The following is a 19,970-nucleotide window of genomic DNA, read 5'->3' as shown; positions in this document are numbered from 1 at the left end:
GGCTGAGTGCAGCGAAGACGTGTATCGAAGGACCTGCGGCGGGCTGTCCTTCGATACGGGCCTTCGCTTCGCTTAGTCTCTACTCAGGACGAACGGTTGAGGTCACCACCCTCGTCATCGCCCCTGCCGCCACCAGCAGCGACGCCGCGGCGAAGGCCATCGTCCAGATCGGCTCGCCGGGGAAGAAGGCCTTCATCACGCTTCCCATCACCGTCGCGACCAGCAGCTGCGGCACGACGACGAAGACGTTGAACAGCCCCATGTAGACGCCGAGCTTCGCCTGCGGCAGCGAGGAGGCGAGGATCGCGTAGGGCATCGCCAGGGTCGAGGCCCAGGCGACGCCGATCCCGACCTCGCTCAGCAGCAGCCAATTGGGGTCGCGGATCACGAAGAAGCTCGCGAACCCCGCCGCCCCGCACAGCAGCCCGACGATATGCGCCCGCGCCTGCCCCAGCCGCCGCGCCAGCGCGGGGAGCAGTAGCAGCGCGGCGAGCGTCGCGACCCCGTTGTAGGTCGCGAACAGCACGTCGACCCAGCTCGCGCCGTGCTGATAGGCCGGGTCCGTCGCCCCGGTCGCGCCGAAGAAGCGCCGCGCGACGATCGGCGTGGTGTTGATCCACATGATGAACAGCGCCGACCAGCTGAAGAACTGCGCCACCGCCAGCCGTTTCATCAGCACCGGCATCCCGGCGAAATCGCCGACGATGCTGTCCAGCATCCCCGGCGCGCGCCCCGCCTTCGCCCGCGCCACCGCGAGCGCGCTGAGCGCGGCATAAGCGAGGAGCAGCGCGCCCAGCAGATAGACCTCCTTCTCCAGGCCCGCGCCCCAGCAAAGCGCGATCACCGCCGCCCCAGCTGCCGCCCAGCCGAGGCTCGCGCCGAGCCCGCGCGTGGCGAGCGCCGCCGGATCGGTCGCGGGCTCGGGCGGGGCGAAGCGCGCCATGTCCTCGGGCGAATATTCGCGCGTCGTCAGGATCGTCCACGCGACCGCGCCGAGCAGCATCGCCGCGCCGAACCAGAAGGCGATCCGCACCGTAGCGGGTACGCCCCCGCCGACCACCGCGTTCGACACGCCGGCATGTTCGAGCGCCCACGGGAAGATCGACCCCACCACCGCGCCCGCGCCGATGAAGGCGGTCTGCACCGCATAGCCGGCGGCGTGCTGCTCCTTGTCGAGCATGTCGCCGACGAAGGCGCGGAACGGCTCCATCGAGACGTTCAGGCTTGCGTCGAGCATCCACAGCATCGTCGCCGCCAACAGAAGCGAGGGCGCGAGCGGCATGAAGACGAGTGCCAACGTCGCCAGCAGGGCGCCCGCGAGGAAGTACGGCCGCCGCCGCCCGAAGCGGCCGAGCCAGGTGCGGTCGCTCAGGTGACCGATCACCGGCTGGACCAGCAGCCCGGTCAGTGGGGCTGCGACCCACAAAGCGGGGAGGTCGTCGAGCTTGGTGCCGAGCGATTCGAAGATCCGGCTCATGTTGGCGTTCTGGAGCGCAAAGCCGATCTGGATGCCGAAGAAGCCGAACGAGATGTTCCAGAGGCCGCGCCAAGACTGGTGGGGACGAGTGGTCATGGCTGGGTCCGTTCGGCGAGGACGTCGGCGTGGGGCCGGAAGTTGAGCAGGCAGCGATCGAGCAGCCGGTCGATCGCGGCGAGGTCGACGACGGGCGGGGACGGGCGGAGCTTGGCCGGGTCGGGGAAGACGTCGTAGCCGGCGAACAGGCAGCCCCAGGAGAGCGGCGCATAATAGCCGCCGATGCCGAGGTCCGCGATCGCCTGTGGCAGGTCGCGCCCGGTGAACCAGGCGGTCATCACCGCCTTGAGATCGTCGGAGAGCCGGTCGTGCGCGGCATTGTCGCGCCAGAAGGGCGTGTCGCGGCGGGTGTTGAGGCGGTAGTGCGCGACGATGTAATCGCGGACCCCTTCGTAGCGGCGAGCGATGCGGGCGTTGAAGGCGTCGCGCTCGTCCCTCGGCCAGGCTTCGATGAAACCCTCGACCGTCGCCTGCACCAAATGGAGCGCGGTCGCCTCCAGCGGTTCGATGAATCCCTGCGCCAGCCCGATCGCGAGGCAGTTGCCGGTCCAGGTGTCCGCGACGTGGCCGACCCGCATCTCCAGATGCCGGACCGGCGCATCCTCAGGGAGCGACAGGTGGCGGCGCAGCTCGGCGGCGGCGGCGTCGGGGTCCAGGTAGCGGCTCGAATAGACGTAGCCGTTGCCTGTGCGGGCGGTGAGCGGGATGCGCCACGCCCAGCCGCTCGACAGCGCGGTGGCTTTGGTCTGGGCGAGCGGGGCCGGGTCGGCGGGGGTGGGGGTCACCACCGCGCGGTTGCAGAAGAGGTTGTTCGCGAAGGACAGGAACTCTGCGCCGAGCGCCTGCTGCGCGAGCGCGCCGCGGAAGCCGCTCGCGTCGACGAACAGGTCCGCTGCGATCCGGTCGCCGCCCTCGAACATCAGCGATTCGATCGCGACGTCCGATACAGCGACATCCACCACGCGGCGCTGGACGTGCCGCACGCCCCGCCCGGTCGCGACGCCGCGCAGGAACGCGCCGACCTTGTGCGCGTCGAAATGGTAGCCGTAGCCCGGCCCGAACGGGAACGCTTCCGCCGCGACCGGCGCCAGCCCGGTGCGGGCGATGCGGGTGGCGAGGAAGAAGCAGTCGGGGTCCGCCTCGACCTCCGCTCCGGTCCGTCGCGCCAACGCGCTGTGGTGGAACGCGCCTTCGGTATGCAGGTCGGTCGGCGCGGCGAAGGGGTGGAAATAGCGCCCGCGCGTCGCGGACCAGCCTTGGAACGCAATCCCCGCCTTATAGGTCGCGTCGCACGCCGGCATCCATTCGGCCTCGTCGACCCCGATGCGGTCGAAAAACGCCTTCAGCTGCGGCGTCGAGCCCTCGCCGACCCCGACGATCGGGATGTCCGGCGCCTCGATCACCGTCACTGCCGACTGCGGCCACGCCCGCTCGAACAGGCACGCCGCCATCCAGCCGGCGGTGCCGCCGCCCAGGATCGCGATGCGGAGCGGCGGCGCGCTCATCCCGCCCGCAGCACGGCGGCTGCATATGGGCCGAGCTGCGTCGCGTCGCCGTCGCCGCACGCGATCAGCGGCTCGGCGGTCCCGCCGTTCCACACCGCCGGCTCGGGCGAGAGGTTGAAGGCGCAGCGCAGCCGCACGCCCTCATGCTCGCGCTCGAACTCGAGGACCTGCGCGTCCGCCCGGTCGAAGCGGATCGAACCCAGCCGCAGCGCCGGCTCGGCGCGGCGCAGCGCGAGCACGTCGCGCGTCCATGCCAGCAGCGACCCCTCGCCGTGGCGGTCGACCGCGAGCGCGGCATGATCGGCGCCGAGCGGGAGCCACGGTTTCGCCGCGCCGAATCCGAGATGCTCGGCATCCCCGCGCCAGGGCATCGGCGTCCGCGCGCCGTCGCGGGACAGGGTAAGCGGCCAGTTGGCGATCGCCTCGGGATCGCGCAGGTCCTCGAACGCGATATGGACCTGCGGCAGACCTAGCTCCTCGCCCTGATAGAGAAAGATGTCGCCGCGCAGGCACCCCAGGAGCAGCATCTTGACGCAGGCGAAGGCGTCGCGGTGGGCGGGGTCCGCCCAGCGCGAGACGGCGCGGGGCGCGTCGTGATTCTCGAACGCCCAGCTCGGCCAGGACGCGCCGGGTCCGTCGGGCCAGCGTTCGAGCGTGTCGCGGACCAGCGCCGGGGTCAGCGCGGGCGCGTAGAGGAACTCGAAGCCGTAGGCGGTGTCGAGCCGCCCTGGCGCGGTGTAAGCGCGCCGCGTGGCGTCGCTGTCCGGCCCGCCGACCTCGGCCACGGTGAACCGTCCGCCGTACGAATCGAGCAGCGCCCGGACGCGCTCGAGAAAGGGCAGCACCTCGGGCTGGTTCATCGTGTGGCGCTGTGTCTGGAAATCGTAGGAGCGGGTGCGCTTGGCGTTGGTCGCGCGCGGCGGATTGTCGCGCAGCCCGGCGTCGACGATCGCATGGTTGATCGCGTCGAGCCGGAAGCCGTCCACTCCGCGGTCGAGCCAGAAGCGCGCGGTCGCGAGCAGCGCGTCCTGCACCGCGGGGTTCCGGACATTGAGCTGGGGCTGCTCCTTCAGGAAGGAGTGGAGATAATATTGCCCCCGCCGCGCATCCCACGTCCACGCCGGGCCGCCGAACACCGACTGCCAGTTGTTCGGCGGCGAGCCGTCCGCCTTCGGATCGGCCCAGACGTACCAGTCGGCGCGGGCGTTGGTCGCGTCGGCGCGGCTCTCCTTGAACCAGGCATGCTGGTCCGAGGTGTGCGACCAGACCTGGTCGATGATGATGCGCAGGCCCAGGGCATGGGCGCGCGCGATCAGCACGTCGAAATCGTCGAGCGTCCCGAAGATCGGATCGACGCCCTCGTAATCCGCGATGTCGTAGCCGAAGTCCTTCTGCGGGCTGGTGAAGAAGGGCGACAGCCACACCGCGTCGACGCCCAGCGACGCGACGTGATCGAGGTGCGCGGTGATCCCGGCCAAGTCACCGATGCCGTCGCCGTTCGCATCGGCGAAGCTGCGCGGATAGATCTGGTAGATCGCCGCACCCCGCCACCACTCGGTCACTTCGTCCCTCCGATGCGACACACCGCATAGCCGAAGGCGGGCAGGGTGACGCGCAGCGCCCCGGGCGCGCTGACTCCCGCACAACCCTCCCCCGCGAGCGCGGTGGTGGTGGCCCCGCCGGTCTCGATCGTCACCTGCCGGTCGATCGCCGCTGGCGACGTGTTGAACGCGATCAGCACTTCGTCTCCCGTCGTCGGATCGAACCGCGATACCGCGAACAGCCCCGGTTTGTCCTCGCTCGCGCGCGTCACCTGCCTCCCGCGCGTGAGCGCGGGGGTCGTGACGCGCAGGCGGGCGAGCTTGGCGATCTCCCGGAACAGCGGATTGTCCGTCCCGAAATGCGCGGTCGCGGTGGTCGTGTCGGTGCCGAGCAGGCGGTTGTCGTTGTAGACCGCGACCTTGCTCGCGAACTGATCCTCGCGCGCGTCCTGATCCTCGCCGTCGCCGACGAAGCCCTGTTCGTCGCCCGCGTAGATCGTCGGCGACCCGCGCAGTAGCAGCAGCATCGCGTGCTGAAGCTGGTCGCGCGCCAGCACTTCGGCGTCGCTGGCCTGCGGCAGCGCCTTGCGGATGAAATAGGCCGCGCGGCCCTGGTCGTGGTTGCCGAGGAAGGTCGGCAGCGTCCGCGCGGTCGCTTCGCCGCCCTCGTAGAGCACGTCGGCGGCGAACACGTCGGCGAGCTTGTCGGTGCCGGCCTTGCCCGCGGCGACATCGTTGATCGTCCGCGCGAAGGCGAAGTCGAGCACCGCGGGCAACTTGTCGACGCGCGTGTGGCGGGTCAGCACCGCGAGATCGGGGGTCGCGACCTCGCCGAAGATGTGGAAATGCGGGATGCCCTTCGCCTTGGCGCGCGCCTGCATCGCTGGGACGAACGCCTGCCAGAACTCGGGGTTGACGTGACGTGCGGTGTCGATGCGGAAGCCGTCGATCCCGAACCGGTTGATCCAGCCGCCGAAGATGTCGATCATGCCAGAGACGACGCGCGGATGTTCGGTGGCGACGTCGTCGAGGGTGGTGAAGTCGCCCGTCGTGACGCTCTCGCCGCGCCACTCGGACGCGCCGCGATTGTGATAATAGATCGGGTCGTTGAGCCAGTCGGGCTTCTTCACATGCTCCTCGCCCTTGGGAACGTAGGGCGTGTAGGCGAAGCTCGGATCGGTCAGCTTCGCGAAGTTCGCGGCGCTCAGATCGTCATAGCCCGTGAACCCCGGGTTGATCGCCTTGCCGGCGACGCCGCCCCTCCGCTGAAAGGGATCGTCGGCGATCGAACGGTAAGGGCACGCGCTCTCGCACTCGCGGTACCGGATCACGTCGGCGGTGTGGTTGACGACGATGTCCATATAGACCTTCATCCCCGCGCCGTGCGCCGCGTCGACCAGCGCCTTGAAGTCGGCGTCGGTCCCGAAATGCGGATCGACATGCTCGAAGTCTGTGATCCAATAGCCGTGATAGCCCGCGGACTCGTGGCCGGGCGTGCCCTGCACCGGCTTGTTCCGGAAGATCGGCGCGACCCAGATCGCGGTGACGCCGAGCTGTTTCAGGTACGCGATGCGCCGGGTGACGCCCCCGAGGTCGCCGCCGTGATAGAAGGCCTTGTCGGTCGGATCGAAGCCGGTCGTCAGCCGATCGCCGGTCAGCCCGCCGCGGTCGTTCGCCGGATCCGCGTTGTCGAAGCGATCGGGGAGGAGGAAGTAGATCACCTCGTCCTCGGGCAGCCGGTCGCGGTAGCTCTGCGCGGCGAGCGGCGACGCCGAAGCCATCAGCGCCAGCGCGCCGAGCGCGATCCGAGACATGCGGCCCATCGTTCCTCCCGCCCGGCCTCGCGCCGGATTCCCGATCTGTCCTGCGGGCAAGCGGCGGCGAAGGGAAGGCAAGGGCATACGTATTCAGCCGCGGGCTTCCGTGATCGACCGGGAAGGCGTAGGCTGCGCGATCAGCGGAGGAGAGCGCGGCGGCCATGGCGGCCAGCGAGAAGACCACCTCGTTCGACATCGCCGCGCTCGCGGGCGTGTCGCAGCCGACCGTCTCGCGCGCGCTGCGCGGCGACAAGACGGTCAGCGCCGCGACGCGGATGCGGATCGAGGCGATCGCGCGGCAGCTGAACTACACCGTCGATCGCGCCGCTTCGTCGCTCCGCCGCGGCCACACCAACACGCTGGCGCTGCTGTTCTTCGAGGACCCGCTGGAGGACGGATCGAACATCAACCCGTTCTTCCTGTCGATGCTGGGCTCGATCCTCACCACCGCCTCGCGGCTCGGCTACGACCTCCTGACCTCGTTCCAGCAGCTCTCCGAGGACTGGCACGTCGGCTTCGAGGATGCGCGCAAGGCCGACGGGCTGCTGCTGCTCGGCTACGGCAATTACGAGGCGTATCGGCCGCGGCTGGAGCAATTGGTGCGCCAGGGGACGCATTTCGTCCGCTGGGGGGCGGTCGAGCCCGGTGTGCTCGGCACCGTGATCGGCTGCGACAACCGGCTGGGCGGGCGGCTGGCGGGCGAGCATCTTCTCGCGCGCGGCTGTCGCCGGATCGCGTTTCTGGGCGATGCGTCGGACGCCTATCCCGAGTTCCGCGACCGCTATCGCGGCCTCGCCGACGCGCTGCGCGAGGCCGCCGCGCCGGTCGATCCCGGACTCCATGTCGATGCGCTCTCGACGCAGGCGGACGGCTATGACGCGGCGCTTCGGCTGCTGGCGCGCGGCATCGCGTTCGACGGGGTGTTCGCCGCGTCGGACCTGATCGCGCTCGGCGCGATGCGCGCGCTGGAGGAGGCGGGGCGGCACGCGCCGACCGGGATGCGGATCGTCGGCTTCGACGACATTCCCGCCGCCAGCCTCACGCTGCCGCCGCTGACCACCGTCGCGCAGGATTATGCGCGCGCTGGCGCAGCGCTCGTCGACTCGCTGATCCGCCAGATCGGCGACCAGCCGACCGACAATGCCGTGCTGCCGCCCCGGCTGGTGGTCCGCGCCTCGACCTGACCGCGCCAGCGCCCCCGGGCGCACCGGCTTCAGGTCGGTTCGAGCAATCCGCGGATCCGCAGCGCCAGCGCCTCCATCGCGAACGGCTTCGTGATCATCTCCATGCCCGGCTCGAGGAAGCCCGAGGCGAGCGCGGCGTTCTCGGCATAGCCGGTCATGAACAGGACGGTCAGCCCCGGGCGCAGCTCGCGCGCCGCCTCCGCCAGCTGGCGGCCGTTCATGCCGGGGAGGCCGATGTCGGTGACGAGCAGGTCGATCCGCCGCTTCGATCGCACGATCTCGAGCCCCGCCGGCCCGTCCGCCGCCTCGATCGCGGCGTAGCCGAGCTCCCCCAACTCCTCGAGGATCAGCCCGCGGACGATCGGCTCGTCCTCGACCACCAACACGACCTCGCCGTCCTCCGCGTGATGCGCCTCGCGCAGGGCGGGGAGCGTCTCGTCCTCGGCCTCGTCTCCGCGGAAGCGCGGCAGGTAGAGCTTGAAGGTCGTGCCTTTGCCGACCTCGCTGTAGATCTTGGCATATCCCTCGGACTGCTGGGCGAAGCCGTAGATCATCGACAGCCCCAGTCCCGTGCCCTGACCCAACGGCTTGGTGGTGAAGAACGGCTCGAACGCCTTGGCGATCGTGTCGGCGTCCATGCCGACGCCGGTGTCGCTGACGCCCACGCAGACATATTGCCCCGGCTTCACCCCGCGCTGCTTCGCGGCATAGGCCTGGTCGAGATGGGCGTTGCAGGTCTCGATCGTCAGCTTGCCGCCGTCGGGCATCGCGTCGCGGGCGTTGATCGCGAGGTTGAGGATCGCGCTCTCGAGCTGATTCGCGTCGCATTTGGTGATCCACAGCCCGCCCGAGAGCACCAGCTCGAGGTCGATCCGCTCGCCGATCGTCCGGCGCAGCAGGTCCTCCATCGACGCGACCAGCGCGTTGGCGCGGACGGGGCGCGGATCGAGCGGCTGGCGCCGGGAGAAGGCGAGCAGCCGGTGGGTGAGGGCGGCGGCCTTGCCGGCGGCGCTCGATGCGCCCGCGATGAAGCGGTCGAGGTCGTCGATCTTTCCCTGGGCGACGCGGCGCTGGACGATTTCCAGGCTGCCCGTGATTCCTTGCAGGAGATTGTTGAAATCGTGCGCGATGCCGCCGGTCAGCTGGCCGACCGCTTCCATCTTCTGCGCCTGGCGGAGCGCCGCTTCGGTGTCGGCGAGCTGGGCCGCCGCCTCGACCGCTTCGGTCACGTCGCGCCCGAAGCCGTAGAAGGTGCCGTGCTCGGGGACGGTCGTCCACTCGATCACGTGCTGCTCGCCGCGCTTGTCGCGCATCACCGTCTGATATTGGAGCAGCGCCCGCCCCGCCCGGAGCGCGTCCACCCGATCGCGCCAACGGGCGTCGCCGTCGACCATGAAGTCGGCCGTGCGATGTCCGATCGTCTCGGCGCGGCTCCAGCCCAGGACCTTGGTCCAAGCCGGATTGACGTCCGTGACCACCCCGGAACTGTCGGTCACCGCCTTCAGCACCGGCGACAGCGTCCAGATCCGCTCGCGGTCGCGTGCGAGCAGGCGTTCCTCGGTGATGTCGCGGCCGACCGCATGGATGCGCTCGGCGTCCGGGACCGCGGTCCAGGAGAGCAGCCGGTAATCGCCGCCGCGCGTGCGGTAACGGTTTTCGAACGCGAGCGTCGTCCGACCATGCGCGAGCGTGTCGATCTCCTGCGCAGTGCTCGCGAGATCGTCGGGATGGATGAAGCCGGCGATCGGCTGGCCGACCATCTCCTCCTCCGCCCAGCCCAGCATCCGCGTGGCCGAGGGATTGACCGCGGTGATGACGCCCTCGGTGGTCGCGACCAGCAGCAGGTCCTGGGACAGCGACCACAGCCGGTTGCGGTCGTCCTGGAGCCGCCGTCGGGCGAGGACCCGGTCGGTCGTCTCGATCACGACCGCGATCACCCCGATGGTCGCGCCCCGCTCGTCGACCGCGGGCGAATATTCCAGATCCATCCACAGCACCCGCGGGGTGCCGTCGCGAATCAGGGTCAACTCCTGATCCTGATAGGACAGGGTCCCGCCTTCGCGGTAGACCTTCTGCATCACGTTGGCGTTGAAGTCGGCGACTTCGTGCCAGCCCTCGAGCACGTTGCTGCCGAGCAGGTCCGGGTGGCGCGCGCCCGCGAACAGCCGATAGGCGTCGTTGTAGATCATCACGCCGTCGTCGCCCCAAAGAGTGACGATCGGCACCGGCGAGCGCACCGCGAACGCGAGTACGGATTGCATCGCGGTGGACCATCGGTCGATCGGGCCGACGCCGGTCGCCGCCCAGTCGTGCCGCGCGATCAATCCGCCCAGTTCACCGCCGCCCGTAAGAAAGCCCGGACTCTCTGCGCCGTCCGCCGTCCGCCCCTGAACCACCCGTCACCCTCTTGGCCAGCCCGCATCGTCGGAGCGCACCTTCTCGTAATCGTCGAACCGACGGCGGGCGTGGGAGTTCCAAGCGCCGCCCGGCCTCGATCCCGGCAGTCGATGCAGTTCGACATAATTCCTACTAAGCCTTGGGTGAATTGAAGCGGGGAGCCTGGGCAGTCCTGATGAATGCAAAAATCGAAACTTAGAGTTCCGATAGTTGCAGAGTTTGCAACCGAAAGCTCTCATTAGGTATTGCTCATCGCCATGTTGCGCGTACACTCTGATTCGCGACTCGGGGGAGTTCCGTATAGTTCTGGTATCTTTGCCCGGCCCGCCGGTAGCGTTCGCGTATGTCCGCACATCGGTTCAGGGAGACTTAACATGATTGTTGGTAATCATCGCGCGCAGGATCATAGCATCGACGTCATTTCGCCGATGAAGCTGAAGACGATCAGCTTCGACGACATCGACACGAGCCCCTACGGCGCCGCCACCATCGTCAACGGCTACGCCAAGCTCGACTGGTCGAACATGTACGTCCTCAACAAGGAAACGTCGGGGATCGATTACTATGGCAACAGCGGCTATATCACCGGCGTGACGTCGGGAGATCAGGCTGCCTACACCGGGTTCGGATCGCCCGCTTCGGTGTACATCGCCGACGGCTCGTTCACCTTCAACAGTGTCGAGATGACCTCGGGCTGGAACAAGAAGGAGTCGGTCGAGATCACCGGCTACGACAAGAACGGCAACGAGATCTTCGACACCACCGTCAAGATCACGGACAAGGGCCCGACCCATGTCGAGTTGAACTGGGCTGGCGTCTCGGAAGTCGTCTTCACCCCGCTGAGCGGCAAGCCCGATCCCAACCTGCTCGGCAGCGGTCTGCACGTCGTGTTCGACGACATGGTCGTCTCGAAGGTCAAGGGCACCGCGGCGGTCGGCCTGGACCAGCATTCGGTGCTCGGTCATGACGCTTTCGCGTCCGCCGGCGCGGGTCATTCGGACGCGGTGCTGCTGCATCACGACCTGCATCAGCCGACGCATATCGTCCTCGCCTGACGAGCTCATGCAACTTGGGGTGGTCCGAACGTCGGGCCACCCCGCCTTTTCGCGTCGTGCTTCGGGCCGGAGGGCGGATCGTCCGATCCAGGCTCGCCGCCCGATCGTTCGCCCGGCCTCCCATCGGCGCGCCGGCTCTTCCCGCTTCGCAGGGTCGCAAGCGTGGGCCGTTGCTTGACCGCCGGCAGGCGAGATGGAACGACGCGACCATGAGCACCGGCATCTCTCCCGTCGAACTCCTCAGCAGCGCGGTGCCGGATGGCGAGGAGACGCCGTCGGACACCAATCTGAGCGCATCGGCCGGGCTGCCGGATTGGTTGTCGCGGCACCGCGTCAGCCTCGCCTTCTCCTGCTACCAATCCTCGCAGCTGTTCCTGGCGGGCGTCACCCCGGCCGGCCAAATCTCGTTCAGCTACCAGGCGTTCGGCCAGGCGATGGGGCTCGCGCGCAAGGGCGGCAGCCTCTATCTCGGCGCGCTGTTCCAGATCTGGCGGATGGAGAACATGCTCCAGCCCGGGCAGATCGTGAATGGCGTCCACGACGCGGTGTTCGTCCCGCGGCTGGCATGGACGACCGGCCATGTCGACATCCACGAGGTCGGCATTCTCCCCGACGGCAAGCCGATCTTCGCCGCCACCCGCTACAATTGCCTCGCGACGGTCGATCCGGTCCACTCGTTCCGCGTCGCCTGGAAGCCGCCCTTCATCTCGGAGATCGTCGCGGAGGATCGCTGCCACCTCAACGGCATCGCCATGGATCGCGGCAAGCCCCGCTACGTCACCGCGGTGCGCGAGGCGGACGTGGTCGAGGGCTGGCGTGACGGCCCCGATCGCGGGCTGCTGATCGACGTCGAGCGCAACCGCGTCCTTCGCGACGATCTGTTCATCCCCCACAGCCCGCGCCTGCACGACGGCGCGATCTACCTGCTCGAAAGCGCACGCGGATATCTGGTCCGGATCGATCCGCGCTCGGGCGAGAAGAGCGACGTCTGCTTCCTCCCCGGCTTCATCCGCGGTCTCTCCTTCCACGCCGGCCACGCGCTCGTCACGCTGTCGCGGCCGCGCAAGAGCAGCTTCGACGGCGTCCCGCTCGACGACGAGATCGCCAGACGCGGCGAGGGGACCTGGTGCGGGGTGGCGATCGTCGATCTGGCGAAAGGCGAAATCGTCGAGTGGATCAAGCTGGAGGGCAAGATCATCCAGCTGTTCGACGTCGTGACCCTGCCCGACATCCGCTGCCCCATGCTGATCGGCCCGCGCAGCGACGAGATCGCGAACATCGTCAGTATCGATCCCGGAAGCCTGCCCAAGCCGCGCCCGCGCTAGGCGCTTGCGTCGCCCTCCTCGAACGGCTGTGCCGGATTGCGATGCGGGAAGTCGGTCGCCGGCGCCGGCACCCCGAGGAAGCCGCATAGCCTGTCCCACCCGTCGCCCGCGAACAGGTCGAAGCGCAGGAACCGCTCGGTGGGCTTGTCCCGGAAGAAGGCGAGGACGCGGGCCTGATGCTCGGCATAGGCGGTCTCCAGCCTCGCCGCATTCAGCGACGTCAGGAAGTACATCAGCTTCTGGTTGACGCCGTGGCGGGTCGTCGTCGCCGCGGCGGCGAAGCCGTGGTCCGAATGGTCGAACGCGGGAATGCCGTGGAACGTCAGATTGTGGTTCTGGTACGATTCGCGCCAGCTCTCCTCCGGACGCTCGGTCAGGACGAACTTGGCGTTTGGGAACAAGGCGTAGAGCGTCTCGAAGGCGTGCGCCGCGAACGAATCGGTGATGGAATCGAACACCATCACGTCCTCGATCGCGAGATGCTGGTGGGTGATCGGGCAATGGTGGTCGGCGTGGAACAGCCCCAGCTCGGTCAGCGCCGCCGCGAGCGAGGTCGTACCCGTCTTGGGCAGACCGATGCCGATGACGCGCGGCTCGCGCAGCAGCTCGGCCATGTTGGTCCGCCACCGCCGCGCGATGATCGCGAAGCGCGGGTCGAGACCCTCGCCCAGCCGGTCGAACGCGGCGAGGAAACGCTCGCGGCTCCGCAGCGCGAACAGGAGCGTCAGTGTCAGCGTCGCCTTCTCCGCCGCCGTGCCGTCGAGGTCGCCGGCCCGTGCGAGCAGCGAAGCATAGATCGCCCCCGCCTCGGCCCGCTCGAAGAACATGGCCGTCCACCATGCCGCGCGCTGCGCGAGCCGGACCGAGTCGACGCGCGGGACCGCGCGTTCGAGCGTCTCGCGCGCGAACGCCGCGTCGGGGAGCATCGCCGCCGCCCCGACCAGGGTGAGCAAGTCGGACGCCGGCAGGTCGCCGCTCGCGTACGCGCGCAGCTCGGCGCGGAGCGGATCGCGCTCGGCGTAGGAAGCCCGGCGGCGGCGGAGCAGCAGCCCCTCGCGCCGGAACCGCTCGATCGCGAGCCCGCGGTCGTCGGGATGATCCGTCGCGCCGCGCCGGACCGCGTCGACCGCGGCGGCGAGATCGCCCGCCTGCGCATGGAGCCGCGCCAGCCGCAGCCAGATCCTCGGGTTGCCGCGCACCTTGGCGAGCAAGGCCTCGGTCCACCGCGCCGCGGTGGCCGAGTCGTTCGCCGCGACCGCCGCCTCGATCCGGGCTCGGATCGCCGCCGGCGTCTCGTCGCCCGCCACCCTCAGCGCGCCAGCTGCGCCTTGACCCGCTCGGCGGCTTTCATGACCCGCAGAACGTTTTCGCCCGCCACCTTGGCGACGTCGGCGTCGGACCAGCCGCGCCGCATCAGCTCGGCGAGCAGCGCGGGATAGGTCGACACGTCGGCAAGCCCCTGCGGCAAGGTCTCGCCCACCCCGTCGTAATCGGACCCGAGCCCGACATGATCGACGCCCGCGACCTCGGCGATGTGCGCGATATGGTCTGCGACCTGCGCCAGCGTCACCCCCGGTGCGGGATGCGCCTTCAGCCACGCCGCATAGTCCGCCGCCGCCTTCTCGGGCTGGCCGATGTCGAGGCCGTTGTACGGCGGTGAGTTGAGCCGCGCCTTCTCGGCGAGCGAATCCGCCGACCAGCGGCGATAGGCGTCGGAGACATAGGGCGGAGCGTAATTGACCATCACCACGCCGCCGTTCTTCGCCACGAGCTTCAACACGTCGTCCGACACATCGCGGGGATGATCGTCGAGCGCGCGGGCGGAGGAGTGGGAGAAGATCACCGGCGCCTTCGTCACCGCCAGCGCGTCGCGCATCGTGCCCTCGCTGACGTGGCTGAGGTCGACCAGCACCCCCAGCCGGTTGAGCTCGGCGACGATCGTGCGGCCGAAGTCGGTCAGCCCATTGTGCTTGGGATCGTCGGTGGCCGAATCGGCCCATTCGATCGTGCGCGAATGGGTGAGCGTCAGATAGCCCGCCCCGAGCGCGGCATAGGCACGCAGCACGCCCAGGCTGCCGTCGATCTGGCCGCCGCCCTCGACCCCGATCATGCTCGCGATCCTGCCCGCCTTGTGCGCGCGGCGCACGTCGGCGGCGGTGCGCGCCAGCGCGAACGTGTCGGGATAGCGTTCGGCGAGCGACTGGACGAGCGCGATCTGCTCGATCGTCTGCTCGACCTGCTCCTTGCCCGGCAGCGTCGGGTCGACCCAGACCGACCAGAACTGCCCGCCCACCATTCCCCGCCGCAATCGGACGATGTCGGTGTTGTACGCCGGTTTCTTCGCCGAGAGATCGCGCAGGTCGATTGTCCAGCGCGCCTCGCCTTCGCGTTCGCGCAGCGCCTCGGCCCAGTCGTTGTGGCCGTCGATCAGCGGCGTCGCCTTGAGCACCCGGGCGACACGGGTCGCCTCATCCTGCGCGGGGGCAGGGGTGGCCAGCAGCGCGAACGTGGCAAAGAGCGCGCCCCTCACAACCCGCCTCCCGAGCGGCGCGAGGCAGGGGGATCGTTCTCGTTCTCCGCGGGCCCGCCGCGGCCGTGGTGGAGGCTGAGGAGCGACTCCATCAACTCCTCCTCCTCGCTCGACATGACCGCCAGCACCTCCGCCTCCTCGCAGCCGGCGGCGGCCAGATAGGCATGCCCCATGCTCGAATCGATGTAGATCGCCTGCCCGGGCTCGAGCGTGACCGGATCGTAGAATTCGGTCTGCACCTCGACCCGCCCCGACAGGACGTAGAGGAACTCCTCGCCCGAATGGCGCACCAGGTCGCCGAACTGCTCGGCGGAGCGCGCGCGAATTTTGGTGACGACCGGGATCATCCGCTTCCGCCGGAGCTCGGTGCAGAGATAGTGATAGTCGTAATTGGGCGTCTCCACCCGCACCGAGCGGGCGATGTCGCCGACGCTGCGCCGCGCAGTCACGGCTTGGACCGACTCCCCGGTCTCCTCGGCGAACAAATCGGTCATCCGCATTCCCAGCCGTTTCGCGAGGGCCTGGAGCTTGTCGTAGGTCAGCGTCAGCCGGTCGTGCTCGATCTTCGACAGCGTCGAGACCGGGATCCCGGACTTCGCGCTCATCTCCTTGAGCGTCCAGCCCTCGCGCGCGCGCAGCCCCTTGAGCAATGCGCCGAGTGTCGGGGGGGTGGTCGGCACGGCTGGTCCTTCGCCCGTTGACGTTCGACCTGTTTAGGATCATCGTGTCCTAATCAGGATAGCGACAAACGATATCTGATGGGAGGCGCAGCGGCAATGGGAATGCGTGCGAGGCTCGGCTGGCTGGGGGCGACGCTCGGCGCGCTGGCGATGGGGACGATGACGGTCGCGCAGGCGCCGGCGCCGCTGGCGCCGGCCACGCCGGTCACGAGCCCGCTCGTCGCATCGGGCGCGGCGCATGTGCTGACCGGCGAAGACGTGACCGCCTGGCTCGACGGCTACATGCCGTACGCGCTGAAAAGCGGCGACCTCGCCGGCGCGGTGGTGACGGTGGTCAAGGACGGGCAGGTGATCGCCGGCCGTGGTTACGGCTACGCCGATATCGCCGGGCGCAAGCCGGTCGACCCCAGCCTCACGCTGTTCCGTCCCGGTTCGGTGTCGAAGCTCGTCACCTGGACCGCGGTGATGCAGCAGGTCGAGGCGGGGAAGATCGACCTCGACGCCGACGTCAACCGCTACCTCGATTTCACCATTCCGCCCTTCGACGGCAAGCCGATCACGATGCGTCAGATCATGACGCATACCGCCGGCTTCGAGGAGGCGAACAAGGGGCTGATCACCTATGATCCGAAAGACGTGGTGCCGATCGGCGTCTATCTGAAAGCCTACGTCCCCAAGCGCGTCTACGAGCCCGGCACGACCCCGGCCTATTCGAACTGGGCGACGACGCTCGCGGGCTACATCGTCGAGCGCGTCTCGGGGATGTCGTTCGACGACTATGTCGATGCGCGCATCTTCAAGCCGCTCGACATGAGGACCGCGACCTTCCGCCAGCCGCTCCCCGCGCGGCTGCGCCCGCTGCTGGCGGTCGGCTATCCGCAGGCGTCGGTCCCGGCCAAGCCGTTCGAGATCGTCGTCGCCGCGCCCGCGGGATCGCTCTCCGCCTCGGGGCTCGACATGGCCAAGTTCATGATCGCGCACCTCGAGGGCGGACGCGGCATCCTCAAGCCCGAGACCGCGGCGATGATGCACGATTCGCCGCTCGCCAAGGTCAACCCGAAGTCGCTGATCCCGCCGCTCAACCGGATGGAGCTCGGCTTCTTCGAGACCAACATCAACGGCCGCGAGGTGATCGCGCACCTCGGCGACACGAACAACATGCACACCTCGCTCCACCTGTTCACCAGGGAGCATGTCGGCTTCTACGTCTCGTTCAACGCGGCCGGTCGCGAGGGCGCGGCGCATGTCGCGCGCTGGCAGCTGTTCCAGGACTTCGCCGATCGCTACTTCCCGTCGACGGTCAAGGACGGTCGCGTCGACGCCAAGACCGCCGCGGCGCACGCCCAGGCGATGGCGGGGCAGTGGCAGGTCAGCCGCTCGTCGCTGACCAACTTCGTCAATATCCTCAACCTCATCGGCCAGGTGAAGGTCGCGACCGATGCCGACGGCGCGCTGACGATCCCCAGCCTCAAGGGCGCGAACGGCGCGCCGCAACGCTGGGTCGAGATCGCGCCCTATGTCTGGCGCGACCGTGACGGACACGATCTGCTCGCCGCGCAGGTCGCCGACGGCAGGCCGGTGCGCTGGAGCTACGGCCTCGCCGCGCCCTTCATGGTGTTCGACCGCGTTCCGCCCTTGCGCTCGGCGGCGTGGCTGCTGCCGGCACTCTACGCCAGCCTGGCGGTGCTGCTGCTGACCGTCCTCTACGCGCCCGGCAGTTGGTTCGTCCGCCGCCGCTACGCCCTCGCGAAGCCGGTCGCCGGACCGTCGCTGCGGGCGGCGCGCGCGTCGCGGGTGATGGCGCTGGCGAGCCTGCTGGTGCTCGGCGGCTGGTTCTGGCTGATCTCGACGATCTTCGCCGACGGATCGCCGGGCGACGCGGTGCTGCTAGTGCTCGAGATCGCGGGCTGCATCGTCTTCGTCGGCGCGGTGCTGATCGCCGGCTGGAACCTTGCGCAAGCGATCCGCGACGGGCGACACTGGACGCGCAAGCTGTGGGCGGTGCTGCTGCTCCTCGCCGCCCTCGTCGTGCTGTGGACCGCCTGGTCATACAGCCTCCTCGCGATCACGACGCACTATTGATGCTGACGCTTTCGACCGAGACGGCGGTCCTCCGCCTCGCTAAGCCGTTCCGCATCTCTGGCTATGTGTTCGAGACCGCCGAGGTGCTCGTCGTCACGCTTCGCGACGGCGCGCGCCGCGGACGCGGGGAAGGGGCAGGGGCTTATTATCTGGGCGACGACCTCGCGAAGATGCAGGCCGACGTCGAGATGGCGCGCGAGGCGATCGAGGCGGGGCCGACCCGCGAGGAGCTCCGCACAATCATGGCGGCCGGCGGCGCGCGCAATGCGGTCGACGCGGCGCTGTGGGAGCTGGAGGCGAAGCGTGCGGGCGTGCCGGTGTGGCGGCTCGCGGGGCTGGCGGAAGCGCCCAAGCCGATCGTCACCACCTTTACGATCGGCGCCGACACACCCGAGGCGATGGCCGAGAGCGCGCGCCGCTATGCCGACGCGAAGTCGATCAAGGTCAAGCTGACCGGCGATCTTCCGCTCGATCTCGCCCGCGTCGCCGCGATCCGCGGCGCGCGCCCCGACGTCTGGCTCGGCGTCGACGGCAACCAGGGGTTCGTCAAGGCCGATCTGATCCCGCTCGTCGAGGGGCTGCTGCCGCACCGCGTCTCGCTCCTCGAGCAACCGCTCGCGCGCGGGTGCGAGGCCGATCTCGAAGGTTTCCTCTCACCGATCCCGATCGCGGGCGACGAGAGCCTGTTGACCCTCGCGGACGTCGCCTCTGCCAAGGGCCGGTTCGACGTCGTGAACATAAAGCTCGACAAGTGCGGCGGCCTCACCGAGGGGCTGCTGATCGCTGCCGAGGCGCGCGCGCGCGGCCTCGGCGTCATGGTCGGGACGATGGTCGGGACCAGTCTCGCGACCGCGCCCGGCTTCGTGCTTGGGCAGATCGCCGACCTCGTCGACCTCGACGGTCCGACCTTCCTCGCCGACGATCCCGCGCCGCGCGTCACATATGAAGGCGGCACGCTCTACGCCGGGCCGGACGTCTGGGGCGGATGACACGCGAGCCGACCTGGTTCGGGCAGCCGCGCGGGCTGACGATCCTGTTCCTGACGAACATGTGGGAGACCTTCTCCTACTACGGAATGCGCGCGCTCCTGGTCTTCTACATGACCAAGCAGCTGCTGATCGGGCAGGAGCGCGCCTCGCTGATCTACGGCACCTATACGGCGTGTGCGTACTTCACCCCGATCGTCGGCGGGGTGATCGCCGACCGCGTGCTCGGCAAGCGTCGCGCGATCGTGATCGGCGGCACGATCATGGCGGTCGGGCATTTCCTGATGGCGTTCGAAAGCCTGTTCTACGTCGCGCTGGCCACGATCGCGCTGGGCAACGGACTGTTCCTGCCGAGCCTGCCGAGCCAGATCGACGACCTCTACGAGCCCGGCGACCCCCGCGTCGGCTGGGCGTACAACGTCTATTACGTCGGGGTGAACATCGGCGGCTTCCTCGCCCCGCTGATCTGCGGGCTGCTCGGCGAGACCTACGGCTGGCATTACGGATTCGGCGCGGCCGGGATCGGGATGGTCGCCGGCGTGCTCATCTACGTCTGGGGGCAACGCTACCTGCCCGCGCAGACGCGGCACCCGCCGGTCGAACGGGGCCAGGCGGCGAAGGTGGGCTTGTCCCGCACGACGATCCTGCTGCTGGTCGCGGTGGCGCTGTCGGTAACGGTGTTCCGCGGCGCATACGAGCAGGTCGGCAACACGCTTCCTCTCTGGGCGGACACGGGCGTCGACAAGCGGGCGGGGACGTTCGCGATCCCGATGACGTGGTTCATCTCCTTGAACCCGCTGTTCGTGATGCTGATGACCCCGTTTCTCCTGCGCTGGTGGCGGCGGCGCGCGGAACGGCGCGGCGAGCCCGCGCCGACGCGGCGGATGGCGGCGGGCGCGCTGGTGGTCGCTTGCGCCTATCTGCTGCTCGCCGTCGTCGCCGCGCTGTGGCCGAACGCCGCCTGGCCGTGGCTGATCGTGTTCTTCGCGGTCTTCACGCTGGGCGAGCTCTTCATCCTCCCGACCGGCCTCGGCCTGTTCGCGCGCGCCGCGCCCAAGGGGCTGGGCGCGACGACGGTCGCCGCCTGGTATCTCGCGATCTTCGCCGGCAGCCTGTTCGCCGGGCTGGTCGGCACCTTGTGGAGCCGGATGGGCCATCCGCTCTACTTCGTCCTGCTCGCCGGGATCGCCACGCTTGCGGCGCTGCTGCTACGCCTGATCGAGCCTTTGGCGCAACAGGCGCCGCTCGATCACGCCACCCGCTCCGAATCTGCTTGACCAGATTTCCGATCAGGACAAAACTTCTCCAAATGGATGAATGAGGGGAAAATCGAG

General features: G+C 69.0%; 14 protein-coding genes. 6 read left to right on the top strand and 8 right to left on the bottom strand.

Going from position 1 to position 19,970, the window contains the following annotated elements; all coding sequences use genetic code 11:
* Positions 1 to 79: 79 nt before the first annotated feature.
* The 4 genes from AC4GYY_RS06765 to AC4GYY_RS06750 are packed head-to-tail and all read right to left on the bottom strand — an operon-like array spanning position 80 to position 6,394.
* On the bottom strand, positions 80 to 1,573 hold the full coding sequence (locus tag AC4GYY_RS06765) for an MFS transporter (protein ID WP_491119505.1): 1,494 nt from the start codon (positions 1,571 to 1,573) through the stop codon (positions 80 to 82).
* Positions 1,570 to 3,039 (bottom strand): tryptophan halogenase family protein, encoded by a 1,470-nt coding sequence (locus tag AC4GYY_RS06760; RefSeq protein WP_491119504.1) that lies wholly within the window; start codon positions 3,037 to 3,039, stop codon positions 1,570 to 1,572. The genes AC4GYY_RS06765 and AC4GYY_RS06760 overlap by 4 nt, the downstream gene beginning before the upstream one ends.
* A complete protein-coding gene (locus tag AC4GYY_RS06755; protein WP_491119503.1) occupies positions 3,036 to 4,601 on the bottom strand; it encodes an alpha-amylase family glycosyl hydrolase in 1,566 nt (521 codons plus the stop codon). The genes AC4GYY_RS06760 and AC4GYY_RS06755 overlap by 4 nt, the downstream gene beginning before the upstream one ends.
* A complete protein-coding gene (locus AC4GYY_RS06750) occupies positions 4,598 to 6,394 on the bottom strand; it encodes an alpha-amylase family glycosyl hydrolase (protein ID WP_491119502.1) in 1,797 nt (598 codons plus the stop codon). Before AC4GYY_RS06750 ends, AC4GYY_RS06755 begins: the two co-directional genes overlap by 4 nt.
* 164 nt (positions 6,395 to 6,558) lie before the next feature.
* Between AC4GYY_RS06750 and AC4GYY_RS06745 the strand changes: the two genes are divergently transcribed.
* Complete coding sequence (locus tag AC4GYY_RS06745; protein WP_491119501.1) at positions 6,559 to 7,581, top strand: LacI family DNA-binding transcriptional regulator; 1,023 nt, start codon at positions 6,559 to 6,561, stop codon at positions 7,579 to 7,581.
* A gap of 29 nt (positions 7,582 to 7,610) precedes the next feature.
* Here the strand turns inward: AC4GYY_RS06745 and AC4GYY_RS06740 are convergent, their stop codons facing one another.
* Positions 7,611 to 9,977, bottom strand: a complete 2,367-nt coding sequence (locus AC4GYY_RS06740) for a hybrid sensor histidine kinase/response regulator (protein ID WP_491119500.1) — start codon at positions 9,975 to 9,977, stop codon at positions 7,611 to 7,613.
* A gap of 429 nt (positions 9,978 to 10,406) precedes the next feature.
* Here AC4GYY_RS06740 and AC4GYY_RS06735 point away from each other — a divergent pair, with 429 nt between their 5' ends.
* Positions 10,407 to 11,033: a hypothetical protein gene (locus tag AC4GYY_RS06735; RefSeq protein WP_491119499.1), complete on the top strand. Its 627-nt coding sequence runs from the start codon at positions 10,407 to 10,409 to the stop codon at positions 11,031 to 11,033.
* Between the two features lie 209 nt (positions 11,034 to 11,242).
* Positions 11,243 to 12,358, top strand: a complete 1,116-nt coding sequence (locus tag AC4GYY_RS06730) for a TIGR03032 family protein (RefSeq protein ID WP_491119498.1) — start codon at positions 11,243 to 11,245, stop codon at positions 12,356 to 12,358.
* On the opposite strand, the gene AC4GYY_RS06725 is transcribed toward AC4GYY_RS06730, so the two are convergent.
* The 3 genes from AC4GYY_RS06725 to AC4GYY_RS06715 are packed head-to-tail and all read right to left on the bottom strand — an operon-like array spanning position 12,355 to position 15,568.
* Entirely contained in the window at positions 12,355 to 13,665 is a 1,311-nt protein-coding gene (locus tag AC4GYY_RS06725; RefSeq protein WP_491119497.1) for a sulfotransferase, read from the bottom strand. The genes AC4GYY_RS06730 and AC4GYY_RS06725 overlap by 4 nt on opposite strands.
* 2 nt (positions 13,666 to 13,667) lie before the next feature.
* A complete protein-coding gene (locus AC4GYY_RS06720) occupies positions 13,668 to 14,888 on the bottom strand; it encodes a dipeptidase (protein WP_491119496.1) in 1,221 nt (406 codons plus the stop codon).
* Positions 14,885 to 15,568, bottom strand: coding sequence for a helix-turn-helix domain-containing protein (locus AC4GYY_RS06715; RefSeq protein WP_491119495.1), 684 nt, complete (start codon positions 15,566 to 15,568; stop codon positions 14,885 to 14,887). Before AC4GYY_RS06715 ends, AC4GYY_RS06720 begins: the two co-directional genes overlap by 4 nt.
* A gap of 102 nt (positions 15,569 to 15,670) precedes the next feature.
* Between AC4GYY_RS06715 and AC4GYY_RS06710 the strand changes: the two genes are divergently transcribed.
* Genes AC4GYY_RS06710 through AC4GYY_RS06700 form a run of 3 tightly spaced genes read left to right on the top strand, consistent with a single transcriptional unit; the run spans position 15,671 to position 19,913 of the window.
* Complete coding sequence (locus AC4GYY_RS06710; protein WP_491119494.1) at positions 15,671 to 17,650, top strand: serine hydrolase domain-containing protein; 1,980 nt, start codon at positions 15,671 to 15,673, stop codon at positions 17,648 to 17,650.
* Positions 17,650 to 18,639 carry a dipeptide epimerase gene (locus AC4GYY_RS06705; RefSeq protein ID WP_491119493.1) on the top strand — a complete coding sequence of 330 codons (990 nt, stop codon included), beginning with the start codon at positions 17,650 to 17,652 and terminating at the stop codon, positions 18,637 to 18,639. The genes AC4GYY_RS06710 and AC4GYY_RS06705 overlap by 1 nt, the downstream gene beginning before the upstream one ends.
* Positions 18,636 to 19,913, top strand: coding sequence for a peptide MFS transporter (locus AC4GYY_RS06700; RefSeq protein WP_491119492.1), 1,278 nt, complete (start codon positions 18,636 to 18,638; stop codon positions 19,911 to 19,913). The genes AC4GYY_RS06705 and AC4GYY_RS06700 overlap by 4 nt, the downstream gene beginning before the upstream one ends.
* The last annotated feature ends 57 nt before the right edge of the window (positions 19,914 to 19,970 follow it).

The organism is Sphingomonas sp. SP6, assembly GCF_058313435.1.
Note: the sequence above shows the minus strand (reverse complement) of the source record. Positions and strands in the feature narration are given on the sequence as shown.

Bases quoted from the DNA above. Each gene is read 5' to 3' on its own strand.
- AC4GYY_RS06750 (WP_491119502.1), bottom strand. From the start codon at position 6,394: ATGTCTCGGATCGCGCTCGGCGCGCTGGCGCTGATGGCTTCGGCGTCG.
- AC4GYY_RS06700 (WP_491119492.1), top strand. From the start codon at position 18,636: ATGACACGCGAGCCGACCTGGTTCGGGCAGCCGCGCGGGCTGACGATC.
- AC4GYY_RS06710 (WP_491119494.1), top strand. From the start codon at position 15,671: ATGCGTGCGAGGCTCGGCTGGCTGGGGGCGACGCTCGGCGCGCTGGCG.
- AC4GYY_RS06745 (WP_491119501.1), top strand. From the start codon at position 6,559: ATGGCGGCCAGCGAGAAGACCACCTCGTTCGACATCGCCGCGCTCGCG.
- AC4GYY_RS06760 (WP_491119504.1), bottom strand. From the start codon at position 3,039: ATGAGCGCGCCGCCGCTCCGCATCGCGATCCTGGGCGGCGGCACCGCC.
- AC4GYY_RS06765 (WP_491119505.1), bottom strand. From the start codon at position 1,573: ATGACCACTCGTCCCCACCAGTCTTGGCGCGGCCTCTGGAACATCTCG.
- AC4GYY_RS06735 (WP_491119499.1), top strand. From the start codon at position 10,407: ATGAAGCTGAAGACGATCAGCTTCGACGACATCGACACGAGCCCCTAC.
- AC4GYY_RS06705 (WP_491119493.1), top strand. From the start codon at position 17,650: ATGCTGACGCTTTCGACCGAGACGGCGGTCCTCCGCCTCGCTAAGCCG.
- AC4GYY_RS06730 (WP_491119498.1), top strand. From the start codon at position 11,243: ATGAGCACCGGCATCTCTCCCGTCGAACTCCTCAGCAGCGCGGTGCCG.